At 60.7% G+C, this 14,002-nt stretch carries 13 protein-coding genes; 2 read left to right on the top strand and 11 right to left on the bottom strand.

Annotated elements, in window-relative coordinates:
- From BLR80_RS12925 to BLR80_RS07370, 11 genes are all read right to left on the bottom strand, one after another.
- On the bottom strand, positions 1 to 859 hold an 859-nt coding region (locus BLR80_RS12925; protein ID WP_171906359.1), incomplete at its 3' end, for a hypothetical protein.
- Between the two features lie 51 nt (positions 860 to 910).
- Positions 911 to 1,417, bottom strand: coding sequence for a MotE family protein (locus BLR80_RS07325; RefSeq protein ID WP_092078007.1), 507 nt, complete (start codon positions 1,415 to 1,417; stop codon positions 911 to 913).
- Entirely contained in the window at positions 1,414 to 1,857 is a 444-nt protein-coding gene (fliJ, locus tag BLR80_RS07330; protein ID WP_092078009.1) for a flagellar export protein FliJ, read from the bottom strand. Before fliJ ends, BLR80_RS07325 begins: the two co-directional genes overlap by 4 nt.
- A gap of 25 nt (positions 1,858 to 1,882) precedes the next feature.
- On the bottom strand, positions 1,883 to 3,223 hold the full coding sequence (locus tag BLR80_RS07335) for a FliI/YscN family ATPase (RefSeq protein WP_092078012.1): 1,341 nt from the start codon (positions 3,221 to 3,223) through the stop codon (positions 1,883 to 1,885).
- Positions 3,220 to 3,987, bottom strand: a complete 768-nt coding sequence (locus BLR80_RS07340) for a FliH/SctL family protein (RefSeq protein WP_092078015.1) — start codon at positions 3,985 to 3,987, stop codon at positions 3,220 to 3,222. The genes BLR80_RS07335 and BLR80_RS07340 overlap by 4 nt, the downstream gene beginning before the upstream one ends.
- A complete protein-coding gene (gene fliG, locus BLR80_RS07345; protein WP_245691400.1) occupies positions 3,974 to 4,987 on the bottom strand; it encodes a flagellar motor switch protein FliG in 1,014 nt (337 codons plus the stop codon). Before fliG ends, BLR80_RS07340 begins: the two co-directional genes overlap by 14 nt.
- 39 nt (positions 4,988 to 5,026) lie before the next feature.
- A complete protein-coding gene (gene fliF / locus BLR80_RS07350) occupies positions 5,027 to 6,556 on the bottom strand; it encodes a flagellar basal-body MS-ring/collar protein FliF (RefSeq protein WP_245691402.1) in 1,530 nt (509 codons plus the stop codon).
- Between the two features lie 91 nt (positions 6,557 to 6,647).
- Positions 6,648 to 6,941: a flagellar hook-basal body complex protein FliE gene (gene fliE, locus BLR80_RS07355; RefSeq protein ID WP_092078024.1), complete on the bottom strand. Its 294-nt coding sequence runs from the start codon at positions 6,939 to 6,941 to the stop codon at positions 6,648 to 6,650.
- A gap of 19 nt (positions 6,942 to 6,960) precedes the next feature.
- On the bottom strand, positions 6,961 to 7,395 hold the full coding sequence (gene flgC / locus BLR80_RS07360) for a flagellar basal body rod protein FlgC (protein WP_092078027.1): 435 nt from the start codon (positions 7,393 to 7,395) through the stop codon (positions 6,961 to 6,963).
- Positions 7,396 to 7,427: 32 nt separating this feature from the next.
- Entirely contained in the window at positions 7,428 to 7,826 is a 399-nt protein-coding gene (gene flgB / locus BLR80_RS07365; RefSeq protein ID WP_092078030.1) for a flagellar basal body rod protein FlgB, read from the bottom strand.
- A gap of 57 nt (positions 7,827 to 7,883) precedes the next feature.
- Positions 7,884 to 10,310, bottom strand: coding sequence for a tetratricopeptide repeat protein (locus BLR80_RS07370; protein WP_143012104.1), 2,427 nt, complete (start codon positions 10,308 to 10,310; stop codon positions 7,884 to 7,886).
- A 540-nt stretch (positions 10,311 to 10,850) separates the two neighbouring features.
- Between BLR80_RS07370 and BLR80_RS07375 the strand changes: the two genes are divergently transcribed.
- On the top strand, positions 10,851 to 13,103 hold the full coding sequence (locus tag BLR80_RS07375; protein ID WP_092078036.1) for a chemotaxis protein CheA: 2,253 nt from the start codon (positions 10,851 to 10,853) through the stop codon (positions 13,101 to 13,103).
- Positions 13,104 to 13,132: 29 nt separating this feature from the next.
- Positions 13,133 to 14,002: a CheR family methyltransferase gene (locus BLR80_RS07380; protein WP_216095189.1), complete on the top strand. Its 870-nt coding sequence runs from the start codon at positions 13,133 to 13,135 to the stop codon at positions 14,000 to 14,002.

Below are 14,002 nucleotides of genomic sequence, written 5' to 3' on the forward strand. Positions count from 1 at the left end.
CCGTCGTCGCTGCTGTCTGCTGGGCAGCGGCGGGCAATGAGCGGGCCTGCAGCGGCAAGGTCAGGTCATCGATGACAGGCGAGAGCGTTTCAGCAGCGCTGGCCATCACGGAGGGAACTTCATTCCGTTGCATTGCGGTGTCAGCAAGCTGGCGCAACAGCTGCGGCGAGGATGGCTCGTCTCCGGGTTCAGCGTCATACAAAGGGATGATCTTGTCTCTAGCCGCATCCACCGATTCCTGGAGGGCTGCTGGCTGTATGGAGATGCCGGACATGACATTACTTAAGCCAGCGGGGGTCGTAATTGCTGTAGATTGTTCTCCTGCTGTCACAGCTTGCGTGAGGTGGGAGGATATGCTGCTTAGGGTTGCTGCAGGATTTTTTTGCCAGGTATTGTGATCGGCATTCAGAAGAGTTCTCTCTGAAAAGTTGGACAAATCAGGCTCCCGCCGCGCGACATCGCTGCTAATTGCCAATGCCAAAGCGGTTAGGTCCGTTTCTGGCTTCTGTCTGAAGGCTGTCGCAATTGGCTCGGTTGGCCTTTGGCCTTTGCCTGGTTGTTGTTCGCTCCACGGATGAGGTTGAGCGGTGACACCAGGTTGTTGGTCCCCTGCCTCGGGAGTTCCGGCTACTGCGACATGGGGATTCGCAGTCTGAATCTGCGTTTGTCCGCTGTTGTTTGCCTGGGCATTGACCGCGCCGGCCAGATCGCTGCCTCTGTCGGAGGCGCGTTGACCCTTCTGGCCGATGGCACTACTGGCCTGCTCCATGGCGGGAGCAAAGGCGCGGCTGTCGCTGCCGATGGTTCTGGCTGGTGCGGCAGCTGTGGCCAGTTGGGGCAGGATGGCGGCGGTTTGCATGGCGTCTCCCTTGTTGGTCGGTGTCGCTGGCGGCTGGTGAGTGTAGCCGGATCAATCCTGTTTCAGGGTGGAATAGGCTTGGCTGATGCGGGCAGCTTTCTCGCCTTCCATGCCCGCCAGCACCTTGCCGGCACTGCGGGCTTTCATGCCACCCAGAATGGCGACGGCCAGTTCCTGGTCAAGTTCCTGAAGAATGGCGGCGGCGCGGGCGCTGTCCATGCGGTTGTACATTTGCGCCAGCTCCTCAACCTTGGCCTGCTCACGAGCATCTTTCTCGGCCAGTAGTTTTTCGACCTGCAGGCGCAAGCGCTGCAATTCGTCGAGTTTCTTATCGACCTCGTCTTGCAGCAGCTTTAGGGCCATTTCGCGATTTTCCAGTTCCTGCAGCTGCTGTTGCTGGCGCAGCTGGTTCTCCTTGAGCTCCGCCAGCAGCCGGCGCTGTTCCACCGAGGTGATGCCCGGATCTTCCAGCTCGGGCGTTTCACTGTCGCTGCCGCCGGGAATGGCCGGTGCCAGCAACAGCACCAGCAATAGCAGGCCGATGAGGATCCGGCTCATGGTTCCTCTCCGTTGCGGAACCGCAGGGCGACCTCATCGAGTTGCAGCATCTCCTGTCGCAGTTGTTCGTGTTTGGCTTCAAGCATTTTTTTGTCCTTGAGCTTCTCAAGCAGTTTTTTATTGCGACTTGCTTCCGCCAGTTCTTCTCGGCAACGGACGATCTGGTCTTGAGCCTTTTTCAGGCTCAGTCCAAGCTGCACGCGCTCTTCGCGCAGGGTGTTGAGACCGTTTTCGTATAACAGCAGATCCGCGATGGTCATGCCGGCCTGTTGGCGCTGGGTGTATTCGGAGGCCAAGCTGTCGCACCGGTCGGTCAGCTGCTGGTATTGCTGCTGTAGTTGCTGGCAGCACTGCAGTGCTGCCGCCAGCTGCTGGCGGCAACGGTCTTCGAGGCGCTGGCGATGTTCAAGAACTGCCTGCAGCCGAAAGGATGAAGCCATGGCCGAACCTCATTGGGTTGGAGAATCAGGGGGTGTCACGGTCTTTGCTGCGCCGGTCGAGAACCAGGCCGTTCATGGCGGTGATGGAGCCTTCCAGTGTGTCGCGTTCGTCCATGCCCTGGCACAGGAAGCTGTTGACGGCGTCGATGCGTGAAATGGCATAGTCGATTCTGGGGTTGCTGCCGCTGGCGTAGGCCCCGATATTGATGAGGTCCTCGGCCTGCTTGTGGGTGGCGAGGATCTCCCGAATCTTGGCGCTGCTGCGCTGATGCTCGGGGCTGATGATATCGCGCATGACGCGACTGGCGGAATGCAGGATGTCGATGCAGGGGTAGTGGTTCCTGGCGGCCAGTTCGCGCGAGAGCACGATATGACCGTCGAGAATCGAGCGGACACTGTCAGCGATGGGCTCGTTCATGTCGTCGCCTTCCACCAGAACCGTGTACAGGCCGGTGATGGTGCCCTGCTGTTTGAAACTGCCGGCTCGTTCGAGCAGTTTGGGCAAAGTGGCGAACACCGATGGGGTATACCCTTTGGTGGTTGGTGGCTCGCCAATGGCCAGACCGACCTCGCGCATGGCCATGGCGAAACGGGTGACGGAGTCCATCATCAGCAGCACATCGCGTCCCTGACGACAGAAGTACTCGGCCAGGGTGGTGGCGACAAAGGCGCCGCGCATGCGCAAGAGCGGTGAGCGGTCGGAGGTGGCGACCAGCACAACCGAGCGTGCCAGGCCTTCCTCGCCCAGATCACGCTCGATGAATTCACGGACCTCACGGCCGCGTTCACCGATCAGGGCGATGACGTTGACGTCGGCGCGGGAGTGTTTGGCCATGGTGCCGAGCAGTACGCTCTTGCCGACACCCGAGCCGGCCATGATGCCCATGCGTTGGCCCTTGCCGCAGGTCAGCAGGGCATTGATGGCCCGCACGCCCAGATCAAGCGGCTCGGAGATCTTGCGCCGTTCCATCGGCCCAGGTGGCAGGCCGTAGACCGGCATTTCGCGCTCTCCCACAATGGGCGGCAGGCCATCGATGGGCTGGCCCATGGCATCAATGACGCGTCCCAGCAGCCGGTTGCTGCAATCCAGGGTCGCGCTGCTGCGCAGCACCCGGATCAGGCTGCCTGGCCCCAGCCCTCGCAGTTCGCCCAGAGGCATCAGCAGGGTATGCCCTTCGCGGAAGCCGACCACCTCGGCTGCCACCGCTTCACCACCGTCAAGAGGGAGGATTTCACAGAGGGTGCCGACGGTGGCCGAGGTGCAGAAGCCTTCCACCACCAGTCCGACGATTTTGGTGACCTTGCCCCAGACCCGCAGAGGCGAAAGCGTGCGCAGGCTGCTTCCCAGCTCGCGCAGGCCGTTCATGAGGGTTCTCCGGCCTTGCTGCGCAGATGGCTGAAGATCTCATCCAGCTGAGTTTCGATGCGGGCGTCGACCTTGCCGGCTGGCGACTCAAGTACACAGCCGCCACGGCTCAAGGAACGGTCGGCAACGAATTCGATGTTGCTCAGGCCGCTGAGGCTGGCAATGAACAGCGGCTTGTGCTCTTCGACCACAGCCATATCCTCCGGGTGTACCCGGATATGGAATTCCTCGGCCTGCACGGCGGCAGCGATGGCTTTTTCGACCGTGAAGCGGATCAGGTCGCGGCGTTCCTCTACTTCCAGCTGAATGACCCGTTGGGCGATGGCGATTACCAGTTCCAGCATGTCATCACGGCTGCGCTGGAGAATCTGCTCCCGGGCCCGGCTGATCTGGCGGCAGGCGTCGCCGAGGGCCTTGGTGGTACTGTCGAACTGTTGATGAAGTTTTTTTTCGGCGGCGGCAAAGCCTTCGTCGTAGGCCTGCTGACGCAGTTGCTCGCGCTCCTGGGCGCTCTGGGCCGGTTCTGGTGCGGCTGGTGGCGGGCTGGCGCTGGCGGATTTGCTGGCCTTGGCCTGAGCCTTGGCCGGTTCGGTTGTTGCGGCGCTGGCCACTGGCGTCGCCGGTTCGGCTGGAGCGCTGGCAGCGCAGTCAGCCGCCGGCACGAAACTGCCGGGTTGACCGGGCTTTAGCTCAGCCAGATCGCACAGCCGTACCGGTCGGGTTGGCGGCATCTCGCCTCCGCGCAGGATTCTAGACGAGGACATCGCCGGCTCCGCGGCCCGGAATCACGATCTGACCTTCCTCCTCCAGTTTCAATGCCAGCTTGACGATGGTTTGTTGCATGGCCTCTACGTCAGACAGCCGTACCGGTCCCATGGCTTCGAGATCTTCCTGAATCATTTCGGCGGCCCGGTTGGAGATGTTGGAGAATATCTTGTTCTTTAGATCTTCCGGCGCGGTCTTCAACGCCATGGTCAGGGTGTCGTTGTTAATCTCGCGCAGAATCATCTGCATGGCGCGATTGTCGATATTGACCAGGTCGCTGAAGGTGAACATTTTTTTGCGGATGGATTCGGCCAGATCGGGATCCTGTGATTCGATGCTGTCGAGAATTGCGCGGTCGCTGCCTTTTTCCATGCGGCCGAGAATGTCGACCACCTTGTCGACCCCGCCAACCTCCTGCTGTTCCTTGCTGACGATCCCACCGATCTCGCGCATCAGGGCTTCTTCGATCTGGGCCAGCACCTCTGGCGCCACCTTCTCGATGCGGGCGATGCGGTACATGACATCGGCGGCCAGTCCATCGGGTAGATATTTGAGCACCTTGCTGGTGTGGTCGGATTTCTGCGTCGACAGGATCAGCGCCAGGGTCTGTGGATGTTCGCCTTCAAGCAGGCTGGCTACCATGCGTGGCTGCATGGTGGCGATGGTTTCCAGTGGCCGTGTTTCAACCCCGCTGATCACCTCCTGGTAAATCTGTTCACTGCGTTCGTCGCCGGTTTCAGCGAGTGCCCGACGGATGAATTCATGGCTTTTGATAAACATGCCGGGATTTTTTTTCTGGGCGTTTTGAAACTCCATCATCACTTCCGAGGCCAGTTCGGCAGGAATGTGCTCAATACCCATCATCACCCGGGTGAGGGTGCGGACATCCGTCGGCGACAGTTCACGGAAAACCGCCGCCGTGGCGGTTTCCCCCAGACACAGCAGAAGAATGGCAGCCTTTTCAAGACCGCTCATGCGGTTATATTGTAGATTGCTCACGATTATGATCCTCAGCGGCTCAGGTGGGCAAGTGCCGGGTTATTTTTCTTCCGACAGCCAGGTGCGGATGACCTGGGCCGGTGAATGTTCGCCCTTGAGAATGTTCTGGCGCATCTGTTCAGTAGGGTTGAGCTGGGTGGTGCGGCTACGACCGGCGGCCAGCTCTTCCTCCAACTCCTTGACTGTTTTCATATGCTGTACGGTGGACTCCTGCTGCAGGGTGCGCAGGGTCGGCCGCAGCAGCAGCAGGTAGGTCAGCAGCCCGGCCAGGGCCAGACCGACATATTTCAGTGCCGGCGCAAAATCGAGCAGGCGGTCAGACCAGTCGGGTTCCGGCAGGCTTGGCTGACTGTAGAAGTCATTGGCGAAGGGCATTGAGACCACGGTCAGCTGGTCGCCGCGGCCGTTGTCGATGCCCAGGGCGCTTTGCACCATGCGCTCGATGCCACGCAACTCCTGCTCATTACGCGGCTCAAAACGCAATTCGCTGCTGGTTTCGTCGGACGCGGCGGTATCGGCAACCAGTACCGAAACCGACAGCTGTTTGATGGTGCCGACCGGTGCGACAATGCGGTTCACCACCTTGCTGATTTCGTAATTGGTGGTTTCAGCCGAACTGGAACTGTTGCCGCCAGCGCCGCCGACCAGATTCGCCGCGCCGGTGCCGAGATTGGATTCAACGCCCGGGACACCACCGGCACCGCCGGCATCCGCTGCTTTTTGTTCCTGCATCTGTTCACTGCGGGGCACCGCGCTTTTCGGATCGTAATGTTCCTCCAGCTTCTCCACCTGGGAAAAATCGAGTGTGGCGGTGACCTTGACCAGGGAATTGGCCGGACCGAGAGCGCGATCGAGCATGGCCTGGGCGCGAGTTTCCAGCTGGCGTTCGACCGCCTGCTGGTATTCCAGCATGCCCGGTGTCATGGGGCCGCCAAGGCCTTCCTCCGGTTTTTTCGACAGCACCTTGCCCGCGGTATCGACCACGGTCACATAGGCTGGCTCCAGTCCTTCGACACTGCCGGCCACCAGGTTGACAATGCCCTGCACCTGGGATTCCTTGAGCTGCTGTCCGGCCACCAGGCGCACGATGATGGAGGCCGTGGCCGGTTGTTGTTGGCTTTTGAACAGGCGCTTCTGTGGCAGGGCCAGATGTACGCGGGCGGCTTCGACCGGCGACAGGGCAGCGATGGTCCGCGCCAGTTCGCCCTGCAGGGCTCGCAGGTAGTTGACCTGCTGTACAAAGTCGGTAATGCCCAGACTCTGGCTGTCAAAGATTTCGAAGCCGACTCCGCCCCCCTGGGGCAGGCCGGCCCCGGTCAGTTCCAAGCGGGTTTCGTGGACCAGTTCCGCCGGAATGTAGATGGTATTGCCGCTACCATGCAGTTCATAAGGAATCTTGCGATCCTTCAGCCAGGCGACGATTGCCGAAGCATCGTCCGGTGCCAGATTGGCGAACAACAGCTCATGTTCTGTCTGGCGCGATTGCAGGATGATGATGGCGAACAGGCTCAGCGAGAACAGGGCAACTGCCGCAAGACTGATCTTGCGCGACAACGGCCAGTTACGCATCGCCGCGAGTAAACTTCCCTTGAGGTCAACAGCCATCGGGCAGCACCTTCCGTGTCAGGCGAACAGGCAGCAGGAATTGTACAGCCGCTTGTCAGACCTGCATGTTCATGATTTCTTTGTAGGCTTCGGTCACCTTGTTGCGCATCTGTACCAGCAGCCGCATGGAGATATCGGCTTCCTCCATGGCCAGCATTACGTCATGCAGGTTTTCTGCCTCGCCGCTCTGCAGGGCGATGGCAGCCTGATCAGCCTCTAACTGGGATTGGTTGGTGCGCGACAGGGCTTCGCCCAGCAATTCGGCGAAGCCGCTGCCCTGGGGCTGCTCGGAGGCCAGCGGCGAAGGCAGCAGAGTCTTGAGCTGGGTGCCGACGGTAAGGTCTTTCATGGCCACACTCCTGCGGGGGTTACTTGCCGATTTCGAGGGCCTTTAACGCCATGCGCTTGGCGGTTTTGATGCTGGTCAGGTTGGCTTCATAGGCGCGGGTGGCCAGCATCATGTCGGCGGTTTCCTTGAGCAGGTCAATGTTGGGCAGGGCGACGTAGCCCTGCTCATTGGCATCCGGATGCCCCGGATCGAATACCAGCCGAGGTTCACTGGTATCACTGACAATCTGTCGCACACCGACACCGGTAGCGGCCCGCTGCTGCAGGGAGGCGTTAAGCTGACCGGCGAAATCCATTTTGCGGGTTTCGAATACCACCATCTTGCGCCGGTAGGGGCCACCTTCGGGCGTACGGGTGGTTTCGACGTTGGCCATGTTGGAGCTGATGGTGTCCAGTCGGACGCGCTGGGCAGTTAAAGCGCTGGCACCGACTTCAAAGCTGGTGAAGATTCCCATGGGTGACCTCGTGGGCGGACGCGCAGGTGTGATCAGGCGCCCTGAATGGCGTATTTGAGAATGCCGAGTTTCTTGTTAAGTAACTGGGTTGAGGCTTCGTACATCAGTTGGTTTTCCGTCAGCAGGATCATTTCGTGATCGACATTGACACTGTTGCCGTCACCGACACCGCTACGGTCGGGGTGGCTGACCAGCCGACCCTGGACCTGGTCCAGCTGGCCCGACGGCAGGTGGCGCGCATGGGTGCGCCAGAGCGGAGAACGCTCGGCCAGCAGGGCTTCGCGCAAACTCTGCTGGAACTCGAAACGCTGCACGGCATAGCCCGGCGTTTCGGCGTTGGCGATGTTCGAAGCGATGACCTGCTGGTTGATGCTGCGTAGATCCAAACTTTTTTTCAGAACCTGCGCGGTTTTGTCAAACAGAATGGACATGGGCTTCTCCTGGTGAAACGCTGCGGCTGTCGCTGTGCCGCGCTGCGCCGGATAGGGTTACAGCGGCCTGAAGCCGGCCATGCGCAAGGCTTCACGGGCGAGGTCCTTCCAGGCGGAAGGTTCTTCTGTTTCGGCCACCTGGCGTAAAAACCTTAGTCCCTCCTGCCGTTGCCCCTGTTGCAGCGCCAGTTCTCCCAGGCGATAAAGCGAGGCCAGCCGCAGCCCCGGGTTTTTAGCGGTCTGGCGGTACAGGGCGCTGGCCCGAACCAGATCGCCCAACCGGGCACAGAGATCAGCCAGCAGGAAACGATCTTCGGCGGTCATGGCCTGCGGCGCCTGCGCTTCCAGTTGGTCCAGATGGCGGCGGGCCACGGCCAGCGCGCCGCGCTGCTCGGCCCGCCGGGCGGCCAGCTGTTCAAGGGCGACACCGAAGGGGCGTTGCCGATCGTGCAGGATCTGATCGGCCGCCGCCGTGTCACCCTGGGCCAGCAGGGCGTGCACCAGCGCCAGCAGAACCTGATCCTGCTGGGTTCCGGCGGGGTACTCCTGCTGGTAGCGGCGGGCATAATCAATAACCTGCTGATGCTGTTGCAGTGCGGCCAGGGCCTGCAGCAAGGGCGGGTAGATGGCGGCCCGTCGGTCAGCATCAGCGGTGGCGTCCAGCAGGTACTGGTACAGTCGCAGTGCCCGCTCGGCGAATTGCAGGCGGGAAAACACCGTGCCCAGTTGCAGCAGAAAGTCGTAGTTGCGCTGGCTGGCCACAAGAATCTCACGATTCTGTTCGACCAGCACCAGCGCGTCGAAATAACGTTCCTCCTGTACGTACTGGTCGATCAGGCCGGGCAGCAGCTCGGCCAGCAGTGCCAGCGCATGGGGGCGCAGATCGGTCAGGCGGTCGCTGATCAGGAATTGGCGCAGCTGCTCAACCGCCTCGGCCCGCCGTTCCAGCAGAAACAGCACCAGCGCCTGCTTGAACTGCATTTCGGCCCGGGCTGCCCGATCACTGAAGCGTTCTTCCAGCAGGGCGTAGTCTTCCAGGGCCTGAGCTCGGCTGCGGGCGTCGCCACCGGCGACACTCAGATCGGCGATTTTGGCACGGGCCAGCAGGCCGCCTTCGTTGCCCGGAAAAATCTGGTGCAGCTGGGCCAGGGCGCTGTTGGCTTCGCCGCGGTGCAGCAGCGCCAAGGCGATGGCGTAGCGCGCCTGGTCGCGCAGATCGCTGTCGCTGGACTGCTCCAGCAGGCGGCGCAGAGCCAGCAGGGCCTCGTCAAAGCGCCTCTGGCGATAAAGACCGAGGCTGTAACCTGCCAGTGAAAAGGGTGCGTCATCGATTTGTTGGCCGAGTTCCTGATACAGGTCTGTGGCCATTTCGAGGCGCCCCTGCAGAAACCAGGCATCGGCCAGCCGCTGTTGCAGTCGGCCTTGCGGCGGGCCGGGATCTCCCTGGAGCGCCTCCTCGGCCAGGCTGGCCGCCAGTTCAGCGTTGCCGGCCACCAAAAAAGCTTCGATCTGCAGCAGCCGCAGCTGTTCGGCAACGTCGGGGAGGGCGTTGTTCTCCATCAGCAGATCGAGCTGGGCCAACAACTCAAAAGGGGTCTCACTGCGCTGGGCCAGCAGATAGAGCTCCAACAGCTCGGCGCAATCCTGCAAATCTGCCGGTCTGGGCGTTTCTTCCTGCAGTTGCAGTCGCAGTTGTTGCAGCAGGTCGGCCGCCTGGCGGTGGCGGTCGGCCCGCAGCAGCAGCTCGACCCGGATCAGTTCCAGGCCGATCTGTTGCATCGGCGCCAGTCTCTGGCGGTCGATGCGGTCACAGGCTTCCAGCGCCTGTGACCAGTTGCGTTGCTGAGCCTGGTCAAGTACCTCGCCCGACAGCAGGGGCTCCACGTCGCGGAAATACTGCAGGCAGGGAAACGGTGGCCAGCTGTACCGCAGCTGGGCCGGCAACTGTAGCGGTCGTTCATATTCGGTGAAAAAATCGCTCCAGCGACCGCGGTAGCCCGATTCCAGGCTGCGGGCGCTGAGGCTGCCGTCGCCGGAGATGGCCACATGCCCCGGCAGGGCCCGGGCAATGGCTGGCCGGGAGCGGCTCTGATCATCGCGCCAGTGCACATCGATGGTCAGGCGGTTTTCCAGCCGATCGCGTACCGGGTTGACGAAATAGGGTGGCCGGCGCAGCAGCAGTGACAGGACCAGCGTGTCGCTGGTCTGGCCAGCCAGGATGCGCACCAACCGTTCGTCGCTGGGCGGCAATGGAGCGTTGGCGGCCAGGCTGGCTTCTTCCAGGATGATGTCAATTTTCTGGCCCGAGGTCTCGACGCGGAACCCCGGCATGCGGTCGAAGCGCAACACGAAGCGGCTGAGGTTGGCGTCGTCCTGTTTCACCATTTCCTGCAGCAACACCGCCTCGGCCGCCAGGACTGACCCGGTGCGGGCTAGCAGTAGCAGCGCCAGCAGCGGGAGCATCATCGCCTTTATCACGTTCATGGGGGTCCTGTCCCGAGGCTGTCGCCGCGTGTTGTCCGGATTTCTTTTCGGGGCGGCGACTGCCGGCTTTAGCCGGTAACTGCAAGAAATATGCGCTTTTCTTTTAAGGGGCTGCTGTCTGGCTGCAAACTGTCGGAATAGCGTCTTTTCTGGTGCTGGGCTGCCTGGGGCCCCTGTTGCCAGCCGGCCCGCTCCGGGACGAAAAAGTCATGATTTTGACAACTTTCCAGACAAAAATCTGTTCAGCAATCACCGTCTTTGCTGTTATAGTGTAGCGCCGGTCGGGCTGCTGCCCGACCGGCGCTACAGCGGCAGTCCGACAAGAGCCGCGTACCTGCAGCCGTTGAGATGCTTTCGCAAAGAATATCGATGTTGGATGGCTCAGCAAGAAAAGCGCCACCTGCAAGGCGCGCAAGCCGTCGAGCCTTGAAGCGTACAGATGTACGTTAAGGAGCGAGACGATTGCAGCAACGCAGCCTTTGGCGGGTTTTTGCGACGCCATCAACCCGTTTACCGCTTTCCATGGAGACGCACAGCGCCATGACCGACGATTTGAGCAGCGATCAGATAGAAATTATCCTGGAATTTGTCCAGGAAAGTCAGGACATGATCGAACAACTCGAACCGACGATCATCGAGTTGGGGCAGAAGGCCGATCAGGAAACGATCAATGCGGTCTTCCGCCTGTTTCATTCGATGAAGGGCAGCGCCGGTTTTCTGGAGTTCAATCATATCACGACGGTGGCTCACGCGGCGGAAAGCCTGCTGGACCTGGTGCGCTCCGGCAAGATGGTGCTGCAGGCCGACCACGTCGGCCTGCTGTGCGAATGTTGTGATTTCACCAAGGAAGCTCTGGAGCAGGTGTCCGAGCACTTCAACGATGAGCCCATGGCTGGTCAGGCGGAACTGCTGGCCGAACGCTTGCATCAGGCCATGGCGGAACCGGAGACGGCTGCTACTGCTTCCTCCCCTGCCGCCGCCGAGGAAACTGTCGTTGAGCCGACCGAGCCCGGCGTTGCGAGCACCGAAGAGTTCATGCTGGAGATCACCAGCGAGATGGTTGAGCGTTTTGTGCAGGAGGCCGAAGAACTGCTCGACGGCGCTGAACAGGGCTTGCTGGAATGGGAAAAGGATCCGGGCAATCTGGAACCGCTGGGCTCGATCTTCCGCAATATTCACAGTTTTAAGGGTAACAGCGGCTTTTTCGGCTATGCCTGTCTTGAACGGCTCAGTCATCAGCTGGAAAATGTGCTGGATGTGATCAAGACCGGTGGCGCCTTCGCGGTCGACAATCCCTTCGAGGTGCTGCTAACGGCGGTGGACGCGCTGAAGGAAGGTCTGTCCAACCTGGGTGCCCAGGGCAAGGATCTGATCGAGGAGCTGGAACTGCACCTGGCCGCTCTCAAGGCGTTGCCGGCACCCCGCCTGGGTGAGGTGCTGGTCGAGCGGGGCATGGTGCAGGCCGAGGATGTCGAGGAGGCGCTGGCCTCGCAGAAAAAGCCGCTGGGCGATGTGCTGGTTGGGCTGGGCAAGGTTTCGCCGGAGCAGGTCAGCGAGGCGCTCAAAACGCAGTCTGAGGTGCGCAGGCCGGTAACGGCGCCGCAGAAAAAGGCCAGCCGGCCAGTGGCGTCCAAACGGCAGGATATTCGGGTTGATCTGGAGAAACTGGACAACCTGATCAATCTGATTGGTGAGCTGGTCATTGCCGAGAATATGCTCATTCACAACCCTGACCTTGAAGGACTGGAACTGGAAAGTTTCGGCAAGGCCGCCCAGCAGATGGGCAAGCTGGTGCGGGAACTGCAGGAAATGGCCATGATCATTCGCATGGTGCCGGTGTCGGGGCTGTTCCGTCGCATGATCCGGCTGGTGCATGATCTGTCGGTGAAGTCGGGCAAGAAGGTCGATCTGAAACTGATCGGTGAGGAAACCGAGGTTGACAAAACGGTCATCGAAACCATCACCGACCCGCTGGTGCATATCCTGCGTAATTCCATGGATCATGGCTTGGAACCGCCGGAGGAACGCCGAGCTGCCGGCAAGAGTGAAACCGGCACCATCCGGCTGTCGGCCTGCCACGAAGAGGGCGAGGTCTGGATCACGCTGGAGGATGACGGTCGGGGTCTCAACCGCGAAAAGATTGTCGCCAAGGCCATCAAAAACGGTCTGATCGAGGGTGACGGTTCGGATCTGCCCGACAAGATGGTTTATAATCTGATCTTTCAGCCCGGGTTTTCCACGGCGGAGAAGATTACCGATATCTCCGGTCGCGGTGTCGGCATGGACGTGGTCAAGCAGAATCTGGAAAAGATCAAGGGCAAGGTCAATGTCAGCAGCGTGCCGGGCAAGGGCACGACCATCAAGCTGCGCATTCCGCTGACTTTGGCTATCATCGACGGCATGCTGGTGCGGGTCGGCGACTCCAAGTGCATCGTGCCCATCCTTGCCATCAAGGAGGCCTTCCGACCCCAGCCTGAAGCCATCACCATCACGCCGGACAATGAAGAACTGGTGCGGGTGCGCGAACATTTCTTCCCGGTGGTGCGGCTGCATGAGCTGCTCAGTGCCGAGCCCGATCACCACGATCTGGTGGATGGCATTCTGGTGGTGCTGGAATATCAGGGGCGCAGTGTCTGTTTGCTGGTGGACGAGATTCTCGGTCAACAGCAGACCGTGATCAAGGGTCTGTCGGAGTACATCGGCAACGTGCGGGGCTGCTCCGGCTGTACCATCCTGGGCAACGGCGATGTCTGCCTGATCATTGACGTCGGTAATCTGGTGGAAAACCGCTAGAGCGCTCGCCGGCGTCAGGAGGGAAATCCATGGGAATCGACGCCGTTGACCAGGCGCGCGCCGCTGCTGTGATGATGCAGATCAGCGATCAGGAGTTCGCCGCCCTGCGCAGTCTGATCTACAGTCGTTTCGGCATCAACCTGACCGAGGAAAAGCGCTCGCTGCTGGTCGGTCGGCTGCAGAAGCTGCTGCGCAGCCAGAACCTGGCCAGTTTTCAGGACTATTACGACTATCTGGCCAAGGATACCAGCGGTCGCGCCGTTAGTGATCTGGTCAACCTGATTTCCACCAACTACACCTATTTCAACCGTGAGAAGGATCATTTTGACTACTTTCTGAAAACCGCGCTGCCGCAGGTGTGCAACCGCCTGCGGCAGCGGGGGCAGAAGGATGTGCGGGTCTGGTGCGCCGGTTGCTCCAGCGGTGAAGAAGCCTACACCCTGTTGATGTTGATGCACGAATATCTTGGCACCGAATACCGCCAGTGGAGTGCCGGCCTGCTGGCGACGGACATCTCCGAGCGGGTGCTGGCCACCGCCCGGCAGGGTATTTACGCGGCTGACAAGGTGGCTTCATTGCCCGAGGCCTTGCAGCGCAAGTATTTCGTGCAGCTGGGCGATGGCCGGATGCAGGTGGCCGAAACCCTGCGCCAGGAGGTAACCTTCCGGCGTTTCAACCTGATGAACACCAGCTTCCCGTTCAAAAAGCCCTTTCAGATCATCTTCTGCCGTAACGTGATGATCTATTTCGACCAGCAGACGCGTAACGCGCTGGTGCAACGTTTTCATCGGGCCATGGAGCCCGATGGCTACTTCTTTATCGGCCATTCCGAGACCCTGGGGCGCGACAGCGCATTGTTCCGCTATATCATGCCCGCCGTTTACCAGAAGGGAAACTGA

Source organism: Desulfuromonas thiophila, from assembly GCF_900101955.1.
Classification (GTDB): Bacteria; Desulfobacterota; Desulfuromonadia; order Desulfuromonadales; family Desulfuromonadaceae; genus Pseudodesulfuromonas; species Pseudodesulfuromonas thiophila.

What these genes read in the sequence shown, in the direction of transcription:
- BLR80_RS07340 (WP_092078015.1), bottom strand. Translation starts at nt 3,987, where the DNA reads ATGTCCTCGTCTAGAATCCTGCGCGGAGGCGAGATGCCGCCAACCCGA.
- BLR80_RS07375 (WP_092078036.1), top strand. Translation starts at nt 10,851, where the DNA reads ATGACCGACGATTTGAGCAGCGATCAGATAGAAATTATCCTGGAATTT.
- BLR80_RS07380 (WP_216095189.1), top strand. Translation starts at nt 13,133, where the DNA reads ATGGGAATCGACGCCGTTGACCAGGCGCGCGCCGCTGCTGTGATGATG.
- flgB (WP_092078030.1), bottom strand. Translation starts at nt 7,826, where the DNA reads ATGTCCATTCTGTTTGACAAAACCGCGCAGGTTCTGAAAAAAAGTTTG.
- fliJ (WP_092078009.1), bottom strand. Translation starts at nt 1,857, where the DNA reads ATGGCTTCATCCTTTCGGCTGCAGGCAGTTCTTGAACATCGCCAGCGC.
- flgC (WP_092078027.1), bottom strand. Translation starts at nt 7,395, where the DNA reads ATGGGAATCTTCACCAGCTTTGAAGTCGGTGCCAGCGCTTTAACTGCC.
- BLR80_RS07370 (WP_143012104.1), bottom strand. Translation starts at nt 10,310, where the DNA reads ATGAACGTGATAAAGGCGATGATGCTCCCGCTGCTGGCGCTGCTACTG.
- BLR80_RS07335 (WP_092078012.1), bottom strand. Translation starts at nt 3,223, where the DNA reads ATGAACGGCCTGCGCGAGCTGGGAAGCAGCCTGCGCACGCTTTCGCCT.
- BLR80_RS07325 (WP_092078007.1), bottom strand. Translation starts at nt 1,417, where the DNA reads ATGAGCCGGATCCTCATCGGCCTGCTATTGCTGGTGCTGTTGCTGGCA.
- fliF (WP_245691402.1), bottom strand. Translation starts at nt 6,556, where the DNA reads ATGCGTAACTGGCCGTTGTCGCGCAAGATCAGTCTTGCGGCAGTTGCC.
- fliE (WP_092078024.1), bottom strand. Translation starts at nt 6,941, where the DNA reads ATGAAAGACCTTACCGTCGGCACCCAGCTCAAGACTCTGCTGCCTTCG.